The organism is Prolixibacteraceae bacterium, from assembly GCA_019856515.1.
Classification (GTDB): domain Bacteria; phylum Bacteroidota; class Bacteroidia; order Bacteroidales; family Prolixibacteraceae; genus Halosquirtibacter; species Halosquirtibacter xylanolyticus.
Genome location: CP082230.1, coordinates 156,907 through 179,324, shown reverse-complemented (window position 1 = coordinate 179,324; position 22,418 = coordinate 156,907). Strand labels below are relative to the sequence as shown.

The following is a 22,418-nucleotide window of genomic DNA, read 5'->3' as shown; positions in this document are numbered from 1 at the left end:
ACAAGTTTTAGACGATAAATAATCAATATGAAAACACTTAGAGCATCCATACAGTTATTCTTTCGGCAAGTAGATATTTCAGACTTAATAAAAAAACGATATAGTAGTAATAGTATTACGCATAGGAAAGCATTACGTCTGATTGAAGAGATACTTTATGATGAAGATATAACGCATCGAGGGTTCGAAGAGATCTCGGGTTATTCGATGGACGATTCGGAAAGAATGCTACAGAAAGTACAAGAAGATTGGGCCAAGTCGGATCGCAATGAAGGACGTAGGGCACATATATTTGGTTTGATATATCGCTTCTGTACCCATGTACTAACATTAGAACATAACAAACCGACGATACAGTTTGATCATATGTTGCGCTGGAGGGAGCTTAGTCTCCTTCTTGGCGAAGATCTCTTTACATGCCTGTTTACGGCATATGAAGATCTAAGATATCGTCACCAGCGCAACTACTTTGACTGGGCGCCTATCATTAGTACCAATAACTTACGTCTTAAAAACCTTTTAAATAAGGGAATTGCAGAGAACCACTTCCATCTTTTTGGTTCTTCCAACCATTATGATTTAAGCTGGATCAACCTGATGAATAATATCGAAGGCAGATCAAAAGCCTTTAATAAATTTAAAACACATAAATCTAGAAACGAACGTTTTACCTCTAAAAATGATTTAGAACTACTGGTCTGGAAAGCGGCTTATATTCGCTGTATGCTTTTCAATAAGATTAAAGAGCTAGATATTATCGATGCAGCTGGAGATCCATGTAGAGAAACGAAAACAGAAAAGATAGACGGAAACGAAAAAGAGAGTAGTGAAAATAAAAAAGCAACGACCTTAGATGAACTCTTCTCAAAACAGACGGAACAGAGTTGGATGGAGGCAGGCAAAAAGGAAATTCGATCTCGCCTCTCCCAACTGCAAGTAAAGATCGATGCATTGAAAATGCAATATGGCACCGCCTATACCATTGCTGATACTACTGGTACACCAGACTACTGCTATGGACATCAGATTGTCGCAAAAAACAGAGGTGCCAACGAACTACTGACAGGGGAACGGTGGTTCCTCTATCGCTGTTTTCGAAAGGTTGCTGCAGAAACCCCAGCATTTGCACCCTATGAAGACCTACTCTACCTGTATCTATTGATCAAACAACAATTCAGAGACGAAATTATTCAACAAAACAAACAAGTCGGGTTTGCCAATTTCTCCGCCTATCAAAATAGGAAATGGCACTTCTTAGATGGTTACCCTCTGTTTGGTTCTGCACTATGCAGTATGGCTGTCTCGACCACGCTTTTAAATCAAACCATCCAATCTTTAGAGGCCCGTATAACACCAGAAGACACCCCTGACGAAATGTGTGCTAACATCCGAAAAAACGACCGGCTCTGTTTAGAGAAGTTCAATGAGGTAGAACATTTTATGGCAAAAAATGGCTTGGACCAAGACCTGCCTTACCTCAAAGACAAAAACGAAAGTCCGTTGTTCTACAATATTCACTTTATAAAAAAGCCCGACAGCTCAATTAAAAAACTAGGGAAAGAAATATCCAAGACGATATATGAAACGGCAACCCATATCGCCTTATGCCGCCATGACCAATTGAGAAAAACTCTTAAAGTACAAGCTCTTTCCCTTATGAATACCAAGTGGAGTACCAGAAAGGAGGGAAAAAGGATACAGGGAATCGATGCCGCCTCTTCAGAGTTTAGTGCACGTCCTGAAGTCTTTGCCCAAACCTTTCGCTATCTGAAATTCTGCCGCTCTTCACACAACGACGACAACCTTCTTGAGGAGCTTCCAGAGAAACTCCCTGCCACATTTCATGCAGGAGAAGACTTCTATGATATAGCGGATGGGCTAAGAGCCATCGACGAATCGATCAAATTCCTTAACCTAGACAATGGGGATCGTATAGGTCATGCGCTCGCCTTAGGGATCGATGCCGAAGCCTACTATCGATGTAAACACAGTGTGATTATGCTTCCTCGACACTGGCTATTGGACAACTATTCTTGGCTAATTTCTCGTATCCACAAGTATAACCTCACCCAATTTTCAGCCTACTGTGGCTCCCTAGAACGAGAATTTGATGTACTCTTTCAGGATATCTATGGTGATTTTCTCAACGAGCATCAGCACAAAGGAGCAAATGGCATACAAGGTGAGAATCTTCAGAATCAGATCAATGACTACAACGAATTTGTTGCATCCGAAGAAGATGGACCATTTCATATGACCCATATCACACCAACGCTCTATTTTGAAGCGTGGAAGTTACGAGGAGACAACCCTTATTACTACACCTCCACAGGCTATTTCCAACGCAAACGAATGTATTCGCTATGGGATGAAGCGGGAGAGAACTGTATGTATCCCACAGGAGGCGTAAAACGTAGCTCCCGTTTGGTCAATGCCCTCTACCACGCCTACCACTTTAACTATCAGGTAAGAAGCAGAGGTGAAGAGGTCAAACAGTTTAAAGTATCACACACCTACAAGCAGCTTATTACGGCAGTCCAAAAAGCAATGCAAAGAGAGATCGCCAGTCGACATATTGCCATTGAGTGTAATCCATCGTCCAATGTGCTTATCGGAACTTTCCGACGCTACGACAACCATCCCATTAAGGAATTTTTCAATACGGGACTGGTATACGATCAAGAGAAGCTCAATGAATGTGCCCAACTATGCGTCTCTATCAATACGGATGACCAAGGGGTGTTTAGTACCACCTTGGAGAACGAATATGCACTAATGGCAGGAGCCTTAGAGAAGGTGACAGACAAAGAAGGAAATCGAATCTACAAAGAGTCGCAGATCTATCATTGGCTGGAACATGTCCGTACCATGGGATTACAGATGAGTTTTAGAAACCATAACAAAGAGAAAAGATGAATATTGCCAAAATATTACCACTAAAAGAGATCTTCACTGCGATTCTTACAGTTGCGGTCACCTCTATTACATCATTAGGGTTTAAACAGTCCACCACTACGGTGGTCTGTTGCTCTATCATCATTTTAATGGTTGTATTATTTATACAATACAGAAGCAACAAAGAGAAAAGAGAGAAAGCCATTGCAGAAACGCTAGCATACGGTTATTTTATGAACTTTATTCTTAAGTTCTCAAATAATCTACTGCTAGATCAGAAGAACCATTTCACCGTAAACATCGATGGAAAATCAGAAGACCAATACTATCTATTAGACAATATTGAAGTACAAATCATTCTACCCGAAAACAAAACCAAATTACAACAGACAGCAAAAAAATACAATGAACGCAAGCTATATCGTGTTCAAGTACAAAGCATAAAGGATAAAGATGCCTTCTGGTTTAGAGCAGAACTATTAGGAGATAAAATACGTATCACAGACTATCCACGTACCCTCTTCTCTCTTGAGAATATGTATAGCTTAGAGAACAAGAAAGAGTATACTGAAGGCATGTCAAAGAAACAGTATGGCTACTTCAATCAGAAAATCAAACAACTGATACAACAGAACACAGAAAACCAAGTACTCCAACATTTTGATATCCGTTCAAATTGATGAGACTTTCCAAAACTTAGTGAGTAACCATATAGCGTTGCAACCAAATCATCAATGCAACGCTATATTCTCAAATCAAATTAAGATAAACAGAACATCGTTTATTGTAGGTCAAAGCTTTTTGAACCCGTTATTATAATAACGGGTTCAAAAATATCACGAACACATATCGTTATGGTTTCATAACACTTTTGCATCTCCAAACCAATAGCATGACAATAGAATATTCATCTATTTAACATTTTTGATGAAGCAACTATCAATGAAGTATCCTTGAAGTATCAATAAACTACGAAGGAAACCCTATCTAAGATGTCGGTTTTTTCCTAAAGTAGAAGCACTTTTCCGATCCAATTTATCATAAGAACCGTGAACGACCTTAATGGGGTAATTCATGGTCTTTATGTATCCTCTTAGGAAAACATAGCTCTAGCTGGGCAACAGAATCTATTGCAATCACACGCTTGCATTCTCGATATTCCTGTATTCTCAATGCCACATATCGCCTTCACCAAAACTAGCAACATAGAAGAGATTAGATGCCCATTAAAACAGTGCTATGATTGGACAACACATTCAAGATTAAAGTAGATAACGAACCATTGAAATATTATCCTAAAGGATACAACCTGCGAGATGATGACGTCTTAGATAAATAGAGATTCATAAAGAACTCTTTACTGCCAGTCTCTCCTGACTAACATGCTACCATCACCTGCTTTTTCTTGGGTATTATTCCAAGTTTACTCGAAATTCTCTCACCCAAAATGGAAAATCGATGAATGAACTTCGAGTGAACTTGGAATGAACTTCGAGCCATCTCAGGAGAAAGGCAGGAGCAAGTAGCATGTTGGTCAGAGTAAGGTGGTATCGATGTCATCGGATGCGATAATGATATAATAGAGATCTCTTTGTATATCACGATAGCAGTAAGCATAACACAAAAATTATCACATATACCTGACTGAAATTTTATACATCTAGAATGTTAGAAGGATAATATTATATCAGAATTCAATGAATACCTTTTGCAGGATGGTAGCATTAAAATATTATATATTTCAAAGAGGGTTGTTGTCGTATCTATTTGTTATTTTAAAGATGAATCCAGTCAATGATTTCTTAGATCAATAGTAGTATTTTTTTTAAGAACTCAGAATAGGTAGTCGTTGCTGAATAAAGTTATCCTGTTAAAATTAAATGACCTTTACTCTTACAACTTGCACAAACAAACTGAGGTATAAAAAAAGAGGAGAGCCGAAGCTCTCCATCCTAAAATCTATGTATAAAACTACGACGAGCGTATTTTTTCGTTTTGTGCTTAATGCACAATTTTCTTTGTCTCTTGATCCTTATAAAATGACATAACTATCCCCTAGTTGCCATTAAAATATGGTCTTAAAATATATGAGAATAAAATTTGTATGAACTTAAATATAGATCATCATAAGAAACCACCGATAATCTCGATGAAAATAGATGCCTATGTCTAAAGAAAAGTGATAATAGAAATATTACACCATACAGATATGCCAAAAGTCTCAGTATAATATGGTGTTTATTTACATGCGTCTCTTACCCCAAAAACCCCTCTAGGATAAGATGGATACAAACATATACCTTTTTTTTATTTTTCCACTATAATCAGTATGATTTATTATCATAATAATACAAATTGTGACATTTGAATTATAATTTCAAACATTTCAGAGAAATTACTTAAGGTTGTACTCATTAATTTATTCTTCTTTTTAGGATTTTATAGACATTCGTCAGAATCACTATCTTAATAATTTAGAATAGTTAAAAACAGATAGAAACAAACAATAGATCAATAGTATCGGCAGAGATGACCATCAGTAGAGTATTTTTATTTGGCAGCACATCTTTTTTAACAATTTTAAAAGATATACCTTTGCGTAGCTTTTAGAAAAATTATCATGAGCAGTCATTTATACATAAAGAAGGAGCAACATCTTCTATTTTCTTCTTGATATTATTACTACACCATTTTTTCACACCGACTTTCACGACATGAGGGTTGCAGATGTGTTATATGCATTACCAAAAACATTCCTAATATCAAATACATCATTCGAATATGAAAAGTCATATTTTTTATCCTAAATTATGGAGTACGCTTCGTTTGGGATATGACAAGAAAGCACTTACGCAAGATATTCTTGCGGGAGTTATTGTGGGTATAGTAGCCCTCCCTTTGTCCATTGCATTTGCAGTTGCTTCAGGTGTATCGCCTGAAAAGGGATTAATTACAGCGGTTGTAGCAGGTTTAATGATCTCTTTTTTTGGAGGCAGTCGTGTACAAATAGGTGGGCCTACAGGAGCCTTTATTGTAATTGTAGTTGGAATTATTCAGAAGTATGGAATCGAAGGGTTAATGATCTCAACCATCATGGCAGGGGTATTCCTTATTCTTTTTGGAGTTTTCCGACTTGGAACATTACTTAAGTTTATTCCACATCCTTTGGTTGTAGGGTTCACCAGTGGGATTGCTTTGGTTATCTTTTCCACACAAATTAAAGATGCTCTAGGGCTAACAGTGGACGGGATACCATCTGATTTTATTTCGAAATGGGGATTCTATTTTTCACATCTTGATACAGCCAACTTTTATGCCATAGGTATTACTCTATTTACCATTCTAATCACCATTTATAGTTCAAAGTGGATTCCCAAGGTACCAGGTTCATTTATTGCAATTATTTTATCGACAATCGCAGTAAAAACATTAAGCCTTCCTGTGACAACCATCGAGACAGTTTATGGCTCCATCCCAAGCACTATTGAGATGCACATCCCCTCTTTCAGCTGGAGTGCACTTCCTCACTATATCGAGCCAGCTATTACAATCGCACTTCTTGGAGCAATAGAATCCTTGCTCTCTGCAGTCGTTTCTGATGGAATGATTGGAGGTAACCACCGCTCAAACACAGAGCTTATTGGACAAGGAATTGCGAATATTATTACTCCTTTCTTTGGTGGAATACCTGCCACGGGAGCAATTGCTAGAACCGCAACCAATGTTAAAAATGGAGGACGTACTCCGATTGCTGGAATTGCCCATGCATTCACCCTACTTCTGATTATGCTATTCTTTGGTCCATGGGTCAAGTGGATCCCAATGTCATCATTGGCAGGCATATTAATTGTTGTCTCTTATAATATGAGCGAATGGCGATCATTTAAGGGGATTTTAAGTACATCCTTTTTTGATATAGTGGTACTATTAGCTACTTTTTTCTTAACCGTTTTGGTTGATTTAACCGTTGCCATTGAGGTTGGAATGGTTTTGGCAGCACTACTTTTCATGAAAAGGATGGCAGATCATGTAGGCCTACAAGAGGAGGTAGATCAAGATGTTCTAGACAATGATGAGACACTGCCTAAAGGAATTAAAGCTTATGAAATTAGTGGACCTTTCTTTTTTGGTTCGGCTAGAAACTACTGTAATATATTAAAAGAGGTCCTTCCTGAGACGAAGGTTCTTATTCTTAGAATGCGACATGTACCCTTTATTGATGCTACCGGAGCACATCACCTAAAAGATTCACTAGATGAACTGAATGCCAAGAAAATAAGCTATATAGTAACAGGAGTAAATCCTTCAGTTAAACAGACCTTAATGGCAATGGGAGTGGAATCCAAGAAGATATATGATCAATTTGACAAAGCACTAGAGAATCTACCTTAAACAACATTCCACATGATATATGATCCTTATTTAATCTATCTTACTCTACTAAGAACCTTTGATAACAAGTGCAGTAGTTATTATAAAGATTATAATTTAACATAGTTATTTACAATATAATATCTTAGTTTTACATCACATGATTTCATTTTTAATAAGTAACTTGTCAATTACTTATTAAAATCAATAGTGAAAATTAATAACACAATAACTAACCCTAACATATAGATTAACAATGGGAATTTTTGATAAAATACGTGGTGAATTTGTCGATATCATCGAATGGCTTGATGATTCTAACGATACAATGGTTTATCGATTTGAGCGTTATCAAAACGAGATTAAGAACGGAGCTAAACTTACAGTTCGTGAAGGACAGGTGGCTGTACTTATAAACGAAGGACAGTTGGCGGATGTATTTCAACCTGGAATGTATCAATTGACAACGTCCAATATGCCAATTCTTTCCACTTTAAAGGGATGGAAATATGGTTTTAACAGCCCCTTTAAAGCTGAAATATACTTTGTAAATACCCGTAATATAACGGCACAAAAGTGGGGAACAAAAAACCCTATGATTTTAAGTGATTCTCGCTTTGGCATGCTAGAGATTAGATCCTTTGGCACATACACCGTGCGCGTAAAAGATGCATCTATCTTTATTAGAGAAATTGTAGGTACAGATGGGCACTTTACAACCGCTGAAATTGCAGAACAACTTAAAAGTTTAATTGTCACTAGATTTTCCGATGCAGCAGCTGAAGCAAATATTCCTATCGAAGCGTTTGCTAGTAACCTAAATGAGCTGTCCGACTATGTACAACAGGTATTAGCACCCGAATTTGAGAAGTATGGTATTGAGATTACAACATTCTTAGTAGAAAATGTTTCCATGCCAGACGAAATTAAGAAAGAGATATTTGAATTGAGCCGTTTAAATGCTGTTGATCTAAATAAATTAGCACAGATGAAAGCTGCTAAAGCAATGGAGAAAGCAGCAGAGAACAGCAGTGGAACAGCAGGTGCCGGAATGGGTATGGGAATGGGATTCGCAATGGCGAATCAAATGGGGCAAGCTTTTTCAGGTGAGCAACAAACCACTACTCAACCCCATCAGGCTTCACCACCACCAATACCTCCATCTTTATCTTTCTTCATTGTTATTAATGGACAACAAAATGGACCATTTGATCTAACTACATTAAAACAAATGGCTATGCAAAATCAATTTACCCGAGATGTATTGGTATGGCGAGAAGGAATGAGCAATTGGACTGCTGCAAATGAAGTAGCAGAACTAATGAATATATTTAGTAGTATACCACCTCCAATTCCTGGACTTTAATACCACTAAGATATAAAGATCATCGTTATTTATAGATCCTACTTTATTACACTTTTAAAGTAATAAAATAGGATCTAAGGTGATGACTCCACTCCTTACATCTACAAATGCAATATATATTTGCAATAATTTAAATCTATTTCTTAAATATAATTTGGCTAACCTATTCATTATGGAAGAAATTCAAGAAGAATTAAATATAAACACTTTTGCTTGTACCAATTGTGGAGCCGATTTAAAATACAAAGCTGGAACAGATCATCTATCTTGTGATTATTGTGGGGCTTTAAATGAAATTCCTAAGAGTGAATCTAAAATTGAAGAGCACGATTACCTCAAATTTCTAGCAAATGAATCAGAACAGAAGGAAGTTTTTGATGAAAGTTTTGTAAAATGTGAATCTTGCGGAGCCTCATCTACGATTTCGCCCAATATTACATCAACATTATGTCCATACTGTACAACACCATTGATTGTTGAGCAGACTAGAAATGAAAGGATTCTTTTACCAGAATCATTATTGCCTTTTAAATTAGACAAAGATGCTGCATCAGACGAATTCAAAAAATGGATTAATAAGTTATGGTTTGCTCCAAATGCTTTAAAAAAAGCGGCATTAAGTTTTGACCATTTTAAAGGAGTTTACATTCCATATTGGACTTTTGACATGGACACCCACACTCCATACATTGGACAACGAGGTGTGCATTATTATGTAACAGAGGAGTACACAAAAACAGAAGATGGCAAGACGGTCACTGAAACACGTGAAGTCCAAAAAACGAGATGGAGTACTGTTACTGGAAATATCCATAGTTTTTTTGATGACATTTTAACAGTCGCAACCACATCGTTACCTGAGAAGTATATTAACAAACTTGAGCCATGGGATCTAGAAAATTTAGTTCCGTTTGATAAAAGTTATTTGAGTGGATACATCACTGAGAAATACCAAATCGAGATAACGGAAGGATTTAAGATGGCACAAGAGACTGCTGAGTCAGAGATCAGAGATATGATAAGAACTGACATAGGTGGTGATGAGCAACGAATTACGTCGATGGAAACAGACTATAACGACATTGCATTTAAACATTTATTATTACCAGTATTTGTATGTGCTTATCGATTTAAAGGCGAGTTATATCAATTTCTCGTTAATGGGAGAACTGGTGAGGTACAAGGTCGAAGACCATATAGTTGGATTAAAATAGCCTTGACAGTATTAGCAATTGTATCAATAATAACAGCCATCATATTTGTAATTAGATACTATAACGGCTAATATCGAGAACAAGCGTAATATTTTGAACCTCAACACAAGTCTATGAGGGATATTCGATGATTAATAAATTTGAAAAGGTAAAAGGTATCATCACATGAAGAGAGCATTATTTATTTTATTATTACTCCCATTATTAACAAGAGGACAAGGTGAAGAATCATATTCAAAACTGATTAATGAAACCAATCATCTTTTATATATTTACACTGATCTCTATCCCTTTAACAATGAACTTCTGAATATTTCAGATTTAGAGCTAACGCAAAAGGAAGAAAATGACTTAATTTCATCTGCTAGCAAAAATAACAGCATTGATTTATCTGAGAACAATGATTCAATTAGCAATTGGTATGTTATCGGATTTATTCAAAGAAAGATAGTAAAACGAATAAAACAGATAACACATCATTCTGATTTTCTTCATAGTAATATTCGTAAGCTATTAACTTCTGACGAGATTTCAATTGTCATCTCTGATGACAAAAAACTTTTCAATTTTTCTATCGATGAAAAAACCGGAGGATCATATCGTTCGAGGCTATCCATTATGTATTACACAGACTTTAAAGCTGCCAATCCAGTTCAAGAAGAGAAGTTTCAATCCTTTTTCTGTTCTGATGGATACTCTGATATCTACACACTAAACACAAAAGAGGGAGTGAAATATGTATTAACCAATATGGTTCGTTTTTGTTCGATGTGTTTTAGTACATCAGCAAGATTAATTTCATACCAAGATGGCATATTTAAAGAGGAGTTTATTCACTCAAAAGAGAGTAGATCCTGGGAAGGAGGTGTCTCATATAACCCTGAAACAAAAGAGATTGACGTAAGTTATCATCTTGACGACATGGATTCAAGTTGTCATTGCTATAAGAACAAAAAGACAAAACCCGGATGGACTGAATCTAATGGTTCTATTTTTAATTACACTTGTAGATATAGTTTCGTTTTCAATGGATCGAACTTTGAACAAGTTGATGGGTCTCTTTCAAAGGTTATTAGCAATAATAAAAATATTTCAGAGATTATGTCTTTCAAAATTTCGAAGAATCAGAAAGAGGTAAAACTCATCGAATATAATTCCAATTTAATCTACACATTCTTAAAACCAAATAGATTGGTGGAGTTTTCATATCCGTATCACGTTGATTCTGACAATATTGAATTCGAAATAAATCAAGACCATGAAACTCTAACTTTTTATAATGGAGATATTATTTATCAAGTCTATGAAAGATTTGATGTTTTGGGAAATAAGGAAATTGGTATTCTCGTTACGATTGGGAATAAGAAATATGATTTAAAAGGAGAACCAAACTCCTTAACAGGAACATTAGACGATATTAACATCAATAAAATAAATAATATTCGTGTGGAATAATTTCACTTTATTGTGATTCAACACATTTAAATCCATTGTCCATTACAAATCAAGCAGATAAAAACTTGGTTATTATCTGCTTGATTACATGTTGGTCATTGCCTTCATTGGTCCATTATAATAAGATTTATTATTTCTCGACACTCTCCAGCGCAACATCACGAATGGGCTTATCATCGATCATAACCTCTTCAACCAAACTATTTCCATCAAGAACTTTTACGATCGCATACGTTTTACTATTGGAACGTTTCATCGACTTACGGTGTGCTTTTTCTGCAGGTAACGCCAATGACTCTTCCATATAAAAACGTTCAAAAGGGAATCTCACCACAATCTGCTGCTTTTCTGCTTTTACATAGTTGATCTCTGCTTTTATGTAGTCATAATCGTCATTGGGAACATCAGTTGAAACTCTTTTTATGGAAGCATAACCGTTTTGATTCTTTACAATCGTAAGGAACACCTTATCTCCATATCTGAATGCCTTTGCATTTTGTACCTTTAATGTTTCGACATCAAATGAGAGGTGAACATATTTACCTCTAAAGATATCCGTTGGATCAACAGGAGCCGTCTTAAACTTATATACATTTCCATTTCGTAAAATGGCTTCATTATCCCAGACCATTTTCATTGGAATAAACCATTGAATCAGGACCATTACGATAAACAGTGGGAAGATATATTTTATATTTTTCATAACTACTTGACTCTTTTACGCATTAATATCCAAATGTTTGCACCTATAAAACAGCCCCCAAGCAAGATAAAGAGGATGCCTTTTACGACGAAGTCCATTTTCATGTCAAATAGTCGAAATTGGGTCCACACAAAAAGAATAAGAAGACCTAAATTAGTAGATTGCCATAGATTCTTTTTATAGCCATCCAAGATATAGTAGATGCCAATAAACAAAAGCAATATATTTGTAAACAACTTTCCGACTGGCAGATAAACACTTATCAGAAAAACGGGAATATATAATAATATACTGTAAACCAAAGGTGATAATGACCACCTGCGTTTCTGTAACTTGATAACACGATAAAGAAGTACGGCAGATACCACAACACATACGATTGTGCACCAAATAGACGGCTGCATAATCATATCACTTAATGAGAAGGATGCACTAGATAATTTACGCCAATAATGGTCATTCGAGAGTGTAAAGAGAACTGATAGTGCTCCCAACGAACCAACCATACTATATGCGGAATATTTGGCACTTAATGTTTTGGCAAAGCCTCCTATTCCAATGAGATATAAGGTAATGAAAACGGATAAGTATAGAGGTACTATCCAAACCACCTCTGCATCTTTAAATGCAGTTAGAACAACCAAAGAAGTTGTTAAGACTACAACCCAATGAAGAAGTGTGGTCATAGCACCACTGGGAGCTCTTTTTATCAATGATATATAATAAGGTAACATAGGTAAAAGCAGTCCACCATAACTTAATAAGAATAGAAGTGGATCACTTTTAGGGCCTAACGATCCTGCATAGATGGCAGCACCTATTACATAGAAGGCAGTTGCCATTGAAGATCGCATAAGATAGATTACAGGTAAGATTGGAATGATCCATGAGATCATAAAGGAGGACATCTCTCCATCCATATGATATGTTTGACTGATCAATGAAATACTTGCTCCTATAGCCATCACGAGAAAAGAGGCTGCCGCTTCATGCCATATGGATAATTTTTTCTTTTGGAATAGGGTTATTCCACAGATAAATTGACCAATAATCAACGGTGACATCGAGAATATCCCTTTAGTTAAACGACTAAAGGAATCCCAGTTATGGGCAATAATTTCGATAACACCTAAACCAATAAGCAGGGCACCAAGAATGCTAAATATCACCGCAAGACGACGGTTAGCCCCGCCTGATTTCTCTTTATAGAAAGCGGTGATTTTCATTGCGGTGACATCATCGATGACCTCCGCTTCGATCAACTCTTTCAGTTGTTTGGTTGTAATCATAAGTTTATCTAATTTTCATCCGATTCATTAGTTTATAGTGTAAAGTAAGTATTTTCATTAAAAAATGATCCACTTACACCACTATTTTCGTAAAAAGTCAATAGAAAAATGGAAAGTACACGATGTCACTGATCGCACAATTACAACCATATTACAAATCTCATCTTGTTTACTCGTTGACAAGAAACAAGACTCCACAACGGATTTCCTTCTACCCATAATATAAAAAAGGGCACTTATGAGCTTTCACACACAGCACCCTTAAACATCACAATCTGCAAGCAGATATTGGATGATAAAATTCTTTATTTCAACATAATCTTCTCCTTTAATATCGACCCATCAACCATTTCAACGGTCATCATAACAACACCATGGATACTTAAAGGCAACTCCCATTGAGAATCAATATGATTTAACTTAGACAGCATTGTTCCTTTAATATCGTATAGCAGCACCGATTTTACATTAAAAGGTTGTTTGAAATTGATGATTCTCCCATAGTTCGTAATATTATAGACTTCATCTCTCTTTTTCGAATTACTTGAAAGCTTAATCGTGCCATCATCTTCCGAGATACTCTTGAACTCTTTCCAGATAGCAGCAGATTTATAGTTATTCAGCGCCCCAACAGGAACTAACAGTTGTGTATTTTCATAAGCAGCAGCATCAAATGCTCGTTTATTACCAACCGTTGGTGGAGTTGAAGAGAGTACACGAATGAATTTAGTAGTTGAAGTAGACCTTTTAAAGGCATCCACCCCAATGGTTGTTATAGATTTTGGTAATGTGATCGACTCAATCTGCTTTCCATTATATATAAATCCCATAAATGGATGCTCACCAAATGCATTTTCTTGTATTTCAACAAGTCCCTCTGAAAAGACCAAATCTTTTTTATATGCAGAGCTATTAGCAAAAGCATTTCTTTTGATTATTGTAAGATTTGATGGCATATCCGTTCCTTGTTCTATACTACTACAACTTGAAAAAGCGAACTCTTCGATTACATTCATCTCGTCAGATAAGCTCAAATGTCCAGTTAACTTATCACAATCAGAAAAGGCAAAAGGTCCAATATACGAAACTTTTGAATGAACATATTTCTCTATATCTCCTTCAATAGAAGAAGAGAATGTTTCAGCAAAAATATTTGTTACAGCAATAGGTAGGCTTGTGGTCTGTTTTAAAGACGACGATGTAAATGCATTCTTCCCTAAATAGACAAGTGATATAGGAAATATAAACTCCTTAAAGCCAGCTCTTTCAAATGCATTAAATCGAATATATTTCATACTATGAGGCAAAGTTATTGAGATATCTTCATGCACACAATGAGCTAAAGCCAATGGACCAACATATAACAGCGGTGTGTTTTCAGCATTTACTTCGACAAGAGTTCTATTTGGGGCATCAAAATATTGATTAAAAAGCCCATGTAGTCCTTTTACATTACCAATTAATGGAATCCATTTACTTTCATCCTCAGGCTTAATGTAGCATAATGCGATTACACTTTTGCTACCGATAGATGAAGGAATAGTGATTTTCAAACCATTAACAGAAGCATCCCCCAGATATCTGTTTAAACTAATCCCTTTCACACCATCAATGGTCACCTCACTAATATCCCATAAAGATTGTGATGCAGGTAAATTCAGGAGATCCTGACTTTTACTCTGCAAGGAGAGAAATAAGGCAATAAATAAAAATAGTTGTTTCATACTCTTGATTTATATATTTAAGACTAATAATCCCAACAATAAAATTCAACCCATTATGATTATGATGAGTTCATTAATAATAATATGGATTGAATAGATATGTCTTTCAATTAACAACACTCATGTCATTAAATAACATACGTTACTTTAAGTCAGAATTAGAAAACAATAAGTATTAAACATCGACTTCTAAGAGGAAAGAATCAAACGTACAACAATAACAGATATTTATCATAATCACCCATTTTAAAACATTAAATATGTGTTAATTAAATAGACCGCCTAACAACCTTTGATCTTTCATATATTTCATCCCATCGAACAAAACTCTTGATATAGATAAATGGAATTTTATAGCAGAGTCTAAATTTAAGTCCATCTCAACATCGATATCGAACAAGCTTACTTCAATATTTATTGAGAAAAGTCATGTTTCGACACTTTACTCTATGCGATTATTAAGTATATATTATCAACTACAGTTTTCCTGTATGGTAAGGAGGTTTTTGGATTTCTGAGAAAAACAGAATCATATATTTGCACCTATCAAAACCATTACCATAAAATCTTCGTATCTTTAATTAAAAGATGACGAAGGAGCATTTTTACCATATGTAAGTTTCTAATTACAATATAAAAATTGACCCAAAAATGATTCTATTTTTCGAAGGAAGTCAGAGTATCTTAGCAGTGGACAGTTTCCAACAGCTAACGTCTGATACGATTGAAAAACTCACTTGGCTTTTTGGAGACGCCCAACTTCTAAAAGAAGCCACCATGAAAGGGACTTTTATTGGTCCCAGAAAAGAGATGATCACACCTTGGAGTACGAATGCGGTGGAAATTACCCAAAATATGGGGATCAATGGGATTCGTCGAGTAGAGGAGTTCTTTCAAGTAGAGAACAGTGACCCCACATTTGACCCTATGTTGCAGAGAAAGTACACCCAACTTGACCAGCAACTGTTCACCATAGACAAAACACCTGATCCCATTCAATATATTGAAGATATTGAAGCATATAACGAAAAAGAGGGATTGGCTCTTAGTTCAGAAGAGATAGAATATTTAAGAGGGCTTTCCAAAGAGATTGAGCGTCCACTTACCGATAGTGAGGTTTACGGTTTTGCTCAAGTGAATTCGGAACACTGTCGTCATAAAATATTTAATGGGACGTTTATTATTGATGGAGAAGAGAAGCCTTCTACCCTATTTCAACTGATTAAAAAGACTTCGAAAGAACATCCAAATACAATTGTATCGGCATATAAAGATAACTGTTCTTTTACCGAAGGTAGCCAAGTTGAACAGTTTGCACCGATTACACATGATGGTCCAGATTATTATCAGATTAGAGATATCGACACGGTACTTTCATTGAAAGCAGAGACGCATAACTTCCCAACAACTGTTGAGCCTTTTAATGGAGCTGCAACAGGAACGGGAGGAGAGATTCGAGACCGTATTGCAGGAGGTAAAGGTTCACTACCCATTGCAGGAACAGCCGTTTATATGACTTCCTATCCACGCAACAGTGAAGGGAAACGATGGGAAGAAGATAAAGCTCCTCGCCCATGGTTATATCAAACACCAGAGGAGATACTAATCAAAGCCTCCAATGGAGCTAGTGATTTTGGTAATAAATTTGGACAACCTCTGATTAATGGGTCTTTAATGACTTTCGAGCATTTCGAGCAAGATCAGAAGTTTGGTTACGATAAGGTAATTATGCTCGCTGGAGGAATCGGATTGGCCAACAAGAAAGATGCATTGAAAGATACTCCTAACAAAGGAGATGCAGTCGTGTTAATCGGAGGAGACAACTATCGTATAGGTATGGGCGGTGGCGCAGTCTCGTCTGTAGATACAGGTAATTTCTCTTCGTCGATCGAATTGAATGCCGTTCAGAGAGCCAACCCAGAGATGCAGAAACGTACTTATAATACGATCCGAGCTTTGGCAGAGGAGGAGAACAATCCGATCTCGACAGTGCATGATCATGGTGCTGGAGGACATTTAAACTGTCTTTCAGAATTAGTAGAAGAGACTGGAGGACGTATCGACATGGACAACCTTCCTGTTGGAGACCCTACCCTTTCGCTAAAAGAGATCTGTGGTAATGAGTCGCAAGAACGTATTGGCTTTGTTACTTCAAAAGAGAATCTAGAGAAGATTGAACGTATTGCTAAAAGAGAACGCACACCACTTTATGAAATTGGAGAGACAACTGGAGATGATCGTTTTGTCTTTGAGAGTAAAAAAGCAGGAAAAGCACCAATTGATCTGGCATTAAAACACTTCTTTGGAAGCTCTCCTAAAACCGTATTGACGGATAAAACATCGCAGCGTAAATTTGCGCCAGTGACATACGACAATAAAGAGATCACAAGCTATATAGAGGAGGTATTATCCCTAGAGAGTGTTGCTTGTAAAGATTGGTTGACCAATAAAGTAGACCGTTCAGTTACAGGAAAGATTGCCAAACAACAATGTGCTGGTGAGATCCAGCTTCCATTAAATAACCTTGGGGCTATCGCACAAGATTTTCAAGGAGAGAGAGGGATTGCAACATCATTAGGGCATGCATCGAGTGCAGCACTTATTGATGCTGCCAAGGGATCAATTCTCTCTATTGCAGAGTCTCTGACCAATTTGGTATGGGCACCAATGACTCATGGTATTAAAGGTGTTTCGTTGAGTGCAAACTGGATGTGGCCTGCAAAAAACAGAGGAGAGAATGCTCGTCTATATGAAGCAGTGGAAGCAGCTAGTGAATTTGCTTGTGGATTAGGGATCAATATTCCAACAGGAAAAGATTCGCTATCGATGACACAGAAGTACAAAGATGATGTGGTATACGCTCCTGGCACAGTAATCATCTCAGCATCAGGTGAAGTAAAAGATGTAAAGAAAATTGTTGAACCTGTTGTCGTTAACGATGAGTGTAAGGCGATTTACTATGTCGACTTTTCAAACAGTGAATTGGCTCTAGGTGGTTCAGCCTTTGCTCAGATTAACAGCAAACTAGGCGTAGATGTACCAACAGTAAGTGATGCATCGTTCTTTGCCAAACAGTTTGAGTCGTTACAACAACTTATTCTAGAAGGATTGGTTGCCGCAGGACACGATGTTGGATCTGGTGGATTAATCACAAGTCTATTGGAACTTTGCTTTGCCAACACAAAGGGAGGACTAAACTTATCGTTAGACGGCATTAGCGATAAAGATTGGGCTCATATTCTATTTTCGGAGAACCCAGCAGCAGTGGTTCAAGCGAATGACACCAATGTTTTTGAAACACGTGCTAAAGCTTTGGGTCTAAAATATACATCTTTAGGATCTCCTTCCAAAGAGAGAATGCTCACTCTATCACATAAAGAGGAACAACTGACTTTAGATATTGACTATTTGAGAGATGTTTGGTATCGCCCATCTTATGAACTAGATAAAATGCAGAGTGGCGAAACACTTGCAACCGCTCGATTTGGAAACTATGCTGAACAGCCTCTTGCCTTTGATTTCAAAACGTTTAACGCATCTTTATCTAAATTAGGCATTACACCTAGTCGAAGAGAGAGAAGTGGTCTTAAAGCGGCTATTATACGTGAAAAAGGAGTTAATGGAGAGAGAGAGATGGCTTGGAGTTTACATCTTGCAGGTTTTGATGTGAAAGATGTTCATATGACAGACCTTATCTCAGGAAGAGAGACTTTGGAAGACATCCACTTTATTGTTTTCTGTGGTGGATTCTCCAATTCAGATGTACTTGGTTCAGCCAAAGGGTGGGCAGGTGCTTTTAAATATAATCCGAAAGCCCAACAAGCATTACAACGCTTCTATGCACGTCAAAATACAATGAGTTTAGGTGTTTGTAATGGATGTCAATTGATGGTTGCTTTAGATTTAATATCATCTAATGATGTCAACTTAGACGTCAAAATGGAGCATAATGATTCTCATAAATTTGAATCTAACTTTGTTGGGGTCACCATTCCATCAGATACAGACTCTATTATGCTTAAAAGTTTACAAGGAATGTCTCTTGGAGTTTGGATTGCACATGGGGAGGGTAAATTTGTCTTCTCTAGCAAAGAACAACCATCTGGCATTGCAATGAAATATAATTACCATGCATATCCTGCCAATCCGAATGGATCGGATTTTGATACTGCAGCAATCGTTTCTAAAGATGGTCGTCATTTGGCAATGATGCCACACTTAGAAAGATCAGTCTATCCATGGCAGTGGGGACATTTCCCTTCTGATCGCAATAATGATACGATCACTCCATGGTTGGAAGCCTTTGTAAATGCTCGACAATGGATTCAGAAACAAATCTAAAAGGGCAATGCTATCCTCTTTTATGGGGATAGCATTATTCTTTTTATGTTAGCTTATCCTTAATTCTTCCGATCACCTTCCCCCTCCACTTTTTGTTTATTTAGAATAGACCTCCACTCCTCCCTCCCCCCTCATCTTACTATACACTATATAACAGCACAAAACAGTCATTAACATTTCTCTTTGTGGGCAGAACGATTCTAAACAACACTTATTTGCCACTATAAAACATCCTCTCATTCGCTATTTTATAGAATCCCAACTTTTAGGGATTTACTTATTCTGCTATCCCCCGTAGCTTTGTAGCATATAAAAATTAAAATAACCAAAATAGCGATGAGATTCAATTCAAGGATTTCTAACCTAATCTTCTTGACAGTCCTATATCTAGGCATAATTGATCAGGTTTGTGCAATAAATAGAGAAGCACAAGGGATTCTTATTCATCAAGACACAAAAAAGCCTATCATTTTTGGAGAGATATATGTTGGTAAAGAGCACCAACATATTTTCACTAATGACAAAGGACAATTTACGTACACGAAATCTCGAGAACAATTCACTCGAATTATAGTTCGTTGTATGGGATATGCAACAAAAGACACACTCATAGATAACCGATCAGTTGGCCCCATTAAGATATATCTTTCACCATTAAGCTTTAGACTAAAAGAGGTTCAAGTTTCAGCTGAGATAGATGATATGGGGTCAGCAACGATCATTAAATCGATGGCAATAGACCATATTCAAGCTTCAAGTTTTTCCGATATACTGCAAATGCAACCAGGAAATTTAACAACTAAACCAAACTTAAGTGAACCTAATTTTATTCGTTTAAGGGAAGCAGGATATGATACCAACAGCTCTTTAGGAGTAGACTTTGAAGTGGACGGAGTATCTCAATCCAATGATGCAAGCTTTTTCACTAATACCAATGCAGGTGTGGATATGCGAAACATTACTACAGACGAAATCGAATCGGTAGAAATTATTACGGGAATTGCATCAGCCAAGCACGGAGATATTACCAATGGTAAAGTAATTATAACTGAGAAAAGGGGTGAAACCCCTTTAAGTGTTCGTTTGAAAACAGAACCGTCTAGTAAGTTAGTTTCCATTAACAAGGGGATACAACTGTCGAATCACTGGAGTTGGAATATCTCTGGTGGCTATCTTAATAGTCTTAATGACCCAAGAACGACACTCAATGGTTATACTAGATTATCTCAAAAAAATAAGTGGAACTATAAGAAGTTAACAAGCGAAACATTAAAATCATTTTTTATTGACTTGAGTTTAAATCAGTCAGTAGACAATGTGAAATCGGATGCGGAGATTATAGATGGCACACAAAACTATATAAAGAGTCGTTATACCAATATATCGTTTGCTATTACTCATAAAATTGAGAAAAAAAGAGGGTTCCTACGAACATTTACGTGGAATATAAATAGCCGTTATACCAATAATTATAGAGAAGAGTTAAAATCGTTAGTCTCTGGTGCTACTGCCGTTAGTATAAGCAAGGAAGATGGTCCTTCTGAAGGAGTATATCTACCTGCTATTTACGATGCCTATCAGACCATTAATGACAACCCATTACAATTGAATGCAAGTGTCAATGCAAACTTCTATAAGAAGAGTTTTGGCATGATACATCGGATTCAAATTGGAGGGAGATGGAAAGGACAAAAAAATACCGGAGAAGGGGAAAATTACAATTTAAGTAGACCTATGAATGTCCCTAATAATTCTCAAAGAACAGTGACATACCCTCGAATTCTTAAAGACATTCCCATGTATCAGACTTTGTCATTCTATTTAACAGACGACCTCACCCATGAAATAGCAGGGATGAAGATCAAACATCAAATAGGAATTAGAGGAGGTGTAATATTAGGTCTATCGGATAAATATAGTATGAGTAATTCGTGGATAGTAGATCCTCGATGGAATATGACAGCAGAGATATATAAAGGAGATATTTTAGGAAAACGATCTTCTCTAAAGTTATTGGGAGGGCTAGGTATAATGAGCAAACTTCCAACTATGGCACATTTGTATCCAAACACGATCTACTTTCAATATCAAACCCTTAACTTTTATTCTCAAAATGAACAAGCCAGAAGAACTGATTTTTGGAATCAAGCGATTGATCCTACAAATTATGAAATTAAACCTTCGGTAAACAAAAAAGCAGAGATTGGAGTGCAGGGACGAATAGGAAAAACAACCTTTCAGATTACCACTTTCTATGAAAAAAACAACAGTGAGTTTAGTGTGCATACAATCCCTTATAACCAAAAAGTACAGATCTACGTCGAAGATAAGGATAATGCACCGATCTCCACAAATAAGAAACCTTCCTTGGAGCAGTTTTCGACACAGAACATCTCCTCCAACTACCTAATTAGCAATTATAACAATAACGAAAGAAAAGTAAAACAAGGGGTGGAGTGGAATGTTTCGCTTCCTAAGCTTAACACTCTTAACACCAGTATAAGATGGAGTGGGGCATGGTTTAAAACCCACTATGATAATTATAACTCTGACATTAAGAGTTACGGGATTATCCATGAAACACATACAAATCATATTTATGGAATATTTTATAATAGCGAGAACAGAATCATCCAATCGTTGAATAGTCAATTAAGGTTTCATACTCATATTCCTAAATTTGGGATGATCATTAGTACAACCATCGATAATAGAATCTATAGTATGACCCAAACACTTTATCATGATGGACTTCCAGATTACTATGTTGATGTAAATGGAGACACAAACCTTTACAAAGATGAACATAGCACACAACTCGTTTTAAAAGAATTAGTACACAACTACAGTGATTATAACTTTATGAAAAGGGAAGTGCCTTGGGAAAGTCACATACACTTAAGAATGACAAAAGAGATTGGACGACACATGACCTGTTCGTTCTATGCCAACAATATATTCAACATAGAGAATAACTACACCAACTACCATGGTCAAGTTATCTCAAGAAATAGCACGCCATACTTTGGTGCGGAAATTAAATATAAATTTTAAACTATC

At 36.5% G+C, this 22,418-nt stretch carries 12 protein-coding genes; 8 read left to right on the top strand and 4 right to left on the bottom strand.

Annotated features, from left to right (window positions below):
* The first annotated feature begins 27 nt into the window (after window positions 1-27).
* A complete protein-coding gene (locus tag K5X82_00595; GenBank protein QZT37407.1) occupies window positions 28-2,916 on the top strand; it encodes a hypothetical protein in 2,889 nt (962 codons plus the stop codon).
* Window positions 2,913-3,575: a hypothetical protein gene (locus K5X82_00590; GenBank protein QZT37406.1), complete on the top strand. Its 663-nt coding sequence runs from the start codon at window positions 2,913-2,915 to the stop codon at window positions 3,573-3,575. Before K5X82_00595 ends, K5X82_00590 begins: the two co-directional genes overlap by 4 nt.
* 697 nt (window positions 3,576-4,272) lie before the next feature.
* Here the strand turns inward: K5X82_00590 and K5X82_00585 are convergent.
* A complete protein-coding gene (locus K5X82_00585; protein ID QZT37405.1) occupies window positions 4,273-4,512 on the bottom strand; it encodes a hypothetical protein in 240 nt (79 codons plus the stop codon).
* Between the two features lie 1,164 nt (window positions 4,513-5,676).
* Between K5X82_00585 and sulP the strand changes: the two genes are divergently transcribed.
* The 4 genes from sulP (at window position 5,677) to K5X82_00565 (ending at window position 11,301) form a co-directional block, all read left to right on the top strand.
* Complete coding sequence (sulP, locus tag K5X82_00580) at window positions 5,677-7,287, top strand: sulfate permease (GenBank protein QZT37404.1); 1,611 nt, start codon at window positions 5,677-5,679, stop codon at window positions 7,285-7,287.
* 235 nt (window positions 7,288-7,522) lie between these two features.
* Window positions 7,523-8,632, top strand: coding sequence for an SPFH domain-containing protein (locus tag K5X82_00575; protein ID QZT37403.1), 1,110 nt, complete (start codon window positions 7,523-7,525; stop codon window positions 8,630-8,632).
* A gap of 172 nt (window positions 8,633-8,804) precedes the next feature.
* On the top strand, window positions 8,805-9,917 hold the full coding sequence (locus tag K5X82_00570; protein ID QZT37402.1) for a hypothetical protein: 1,113 nt from the start codon (window positions 8,805-8,807) through the stop codon (window positions 9,915-9,917).
* 94 nt (window positions 9,918-10,011) lie between these two features.
* Window positions 10,012-11,301, top strand: a complete 1,290-nt coding sequence (locus tag K5X82_00565) for a hypothetical protein (protein QZT37401.1) — start codon at window positions 10,012-10,014, stop codon at window positions 11,299-11,301.
* Window positions 11,302-11,431: 130 nt separating this feature from the next.
* Here the strand turns inward: K5X82_00565 and K5X82_00560 are convergent, their stop codons facing one another.
* The 3 genes from K5X82_00560 to K5X82_00550 all read right to left on the bottom strand — a co-directional run bounded on the left by K5X82_00560 (window position 11,432) and on the right by K5X82_00550 (window position 15,017).
* Window positions 11,432-12,004: a GDYXXLXY domain-containing protein gene (locus K5X82_00560; protein QZT37400.1), complete on the bottom strand. Its 573-nt coding sequence runs from the start codon at window positions 12,002-12,004 to the stop codon at window positions 11,432-11,434.
* Between the two features lie 2 nt (window positions 12,005-12,006).
* Window positions 12,007-13,293, bottom strand: coding sequence for a DUF2157 domain-containing protein (locus tag K5X82_00555; protein ID QZT37399.1), 1,287 nt, complete (start codon window positions 13,291-13,293; stop codon window positions 12,007-12,009).
* A 305-nt stretch (window positions 13,294-13,598) separates the two neighbouring features.
* Window positions 13,599-15,017, bottom strand: coding sequence for a leucine-rich repeat domain-containing protein (locus K5X82_00550; GenBank protein QZT37398.1), 1,419 nt, complete (start codon window positions 15,015-15,017; stop codon window positions 13,599-13,601).
* Window positions 15,018-15,668: 651 nt separating this feature from the next.
* On the opposite strand from K5X82_00550, the gene purL reads away from it, so the two are divergent.
* Both purL and K5X82_00540 read left to right on the top strand, forming a co-directional pair.
* Window positions 15,669-19,358, top strand: a complete 3,690-nt coding sequence (gene purL / locus K5X82_00545) for a phosphoribosylformylglycinamidine synthase (GenBank protein ID QZT37397.1) — start codon at window positions 15,669-15,671, stop codon at window positions 19,356-19,358.
* Between the two features lie 336 nt (window positions 19,359-19,694).
* Window positions 19,695-22,412, top strand: coding sequence for a TonB-dependent receptor plug domain-containing protein (locus K5X82_00540; GenBank protein ID QZT37396.1), 2,718 nt, complete (start codon window positions 19,695-19,697; stop codon window positions 22,410-22,412).
* Window positions 22,413-22,418: the final 6 nt, after the last annotated feature.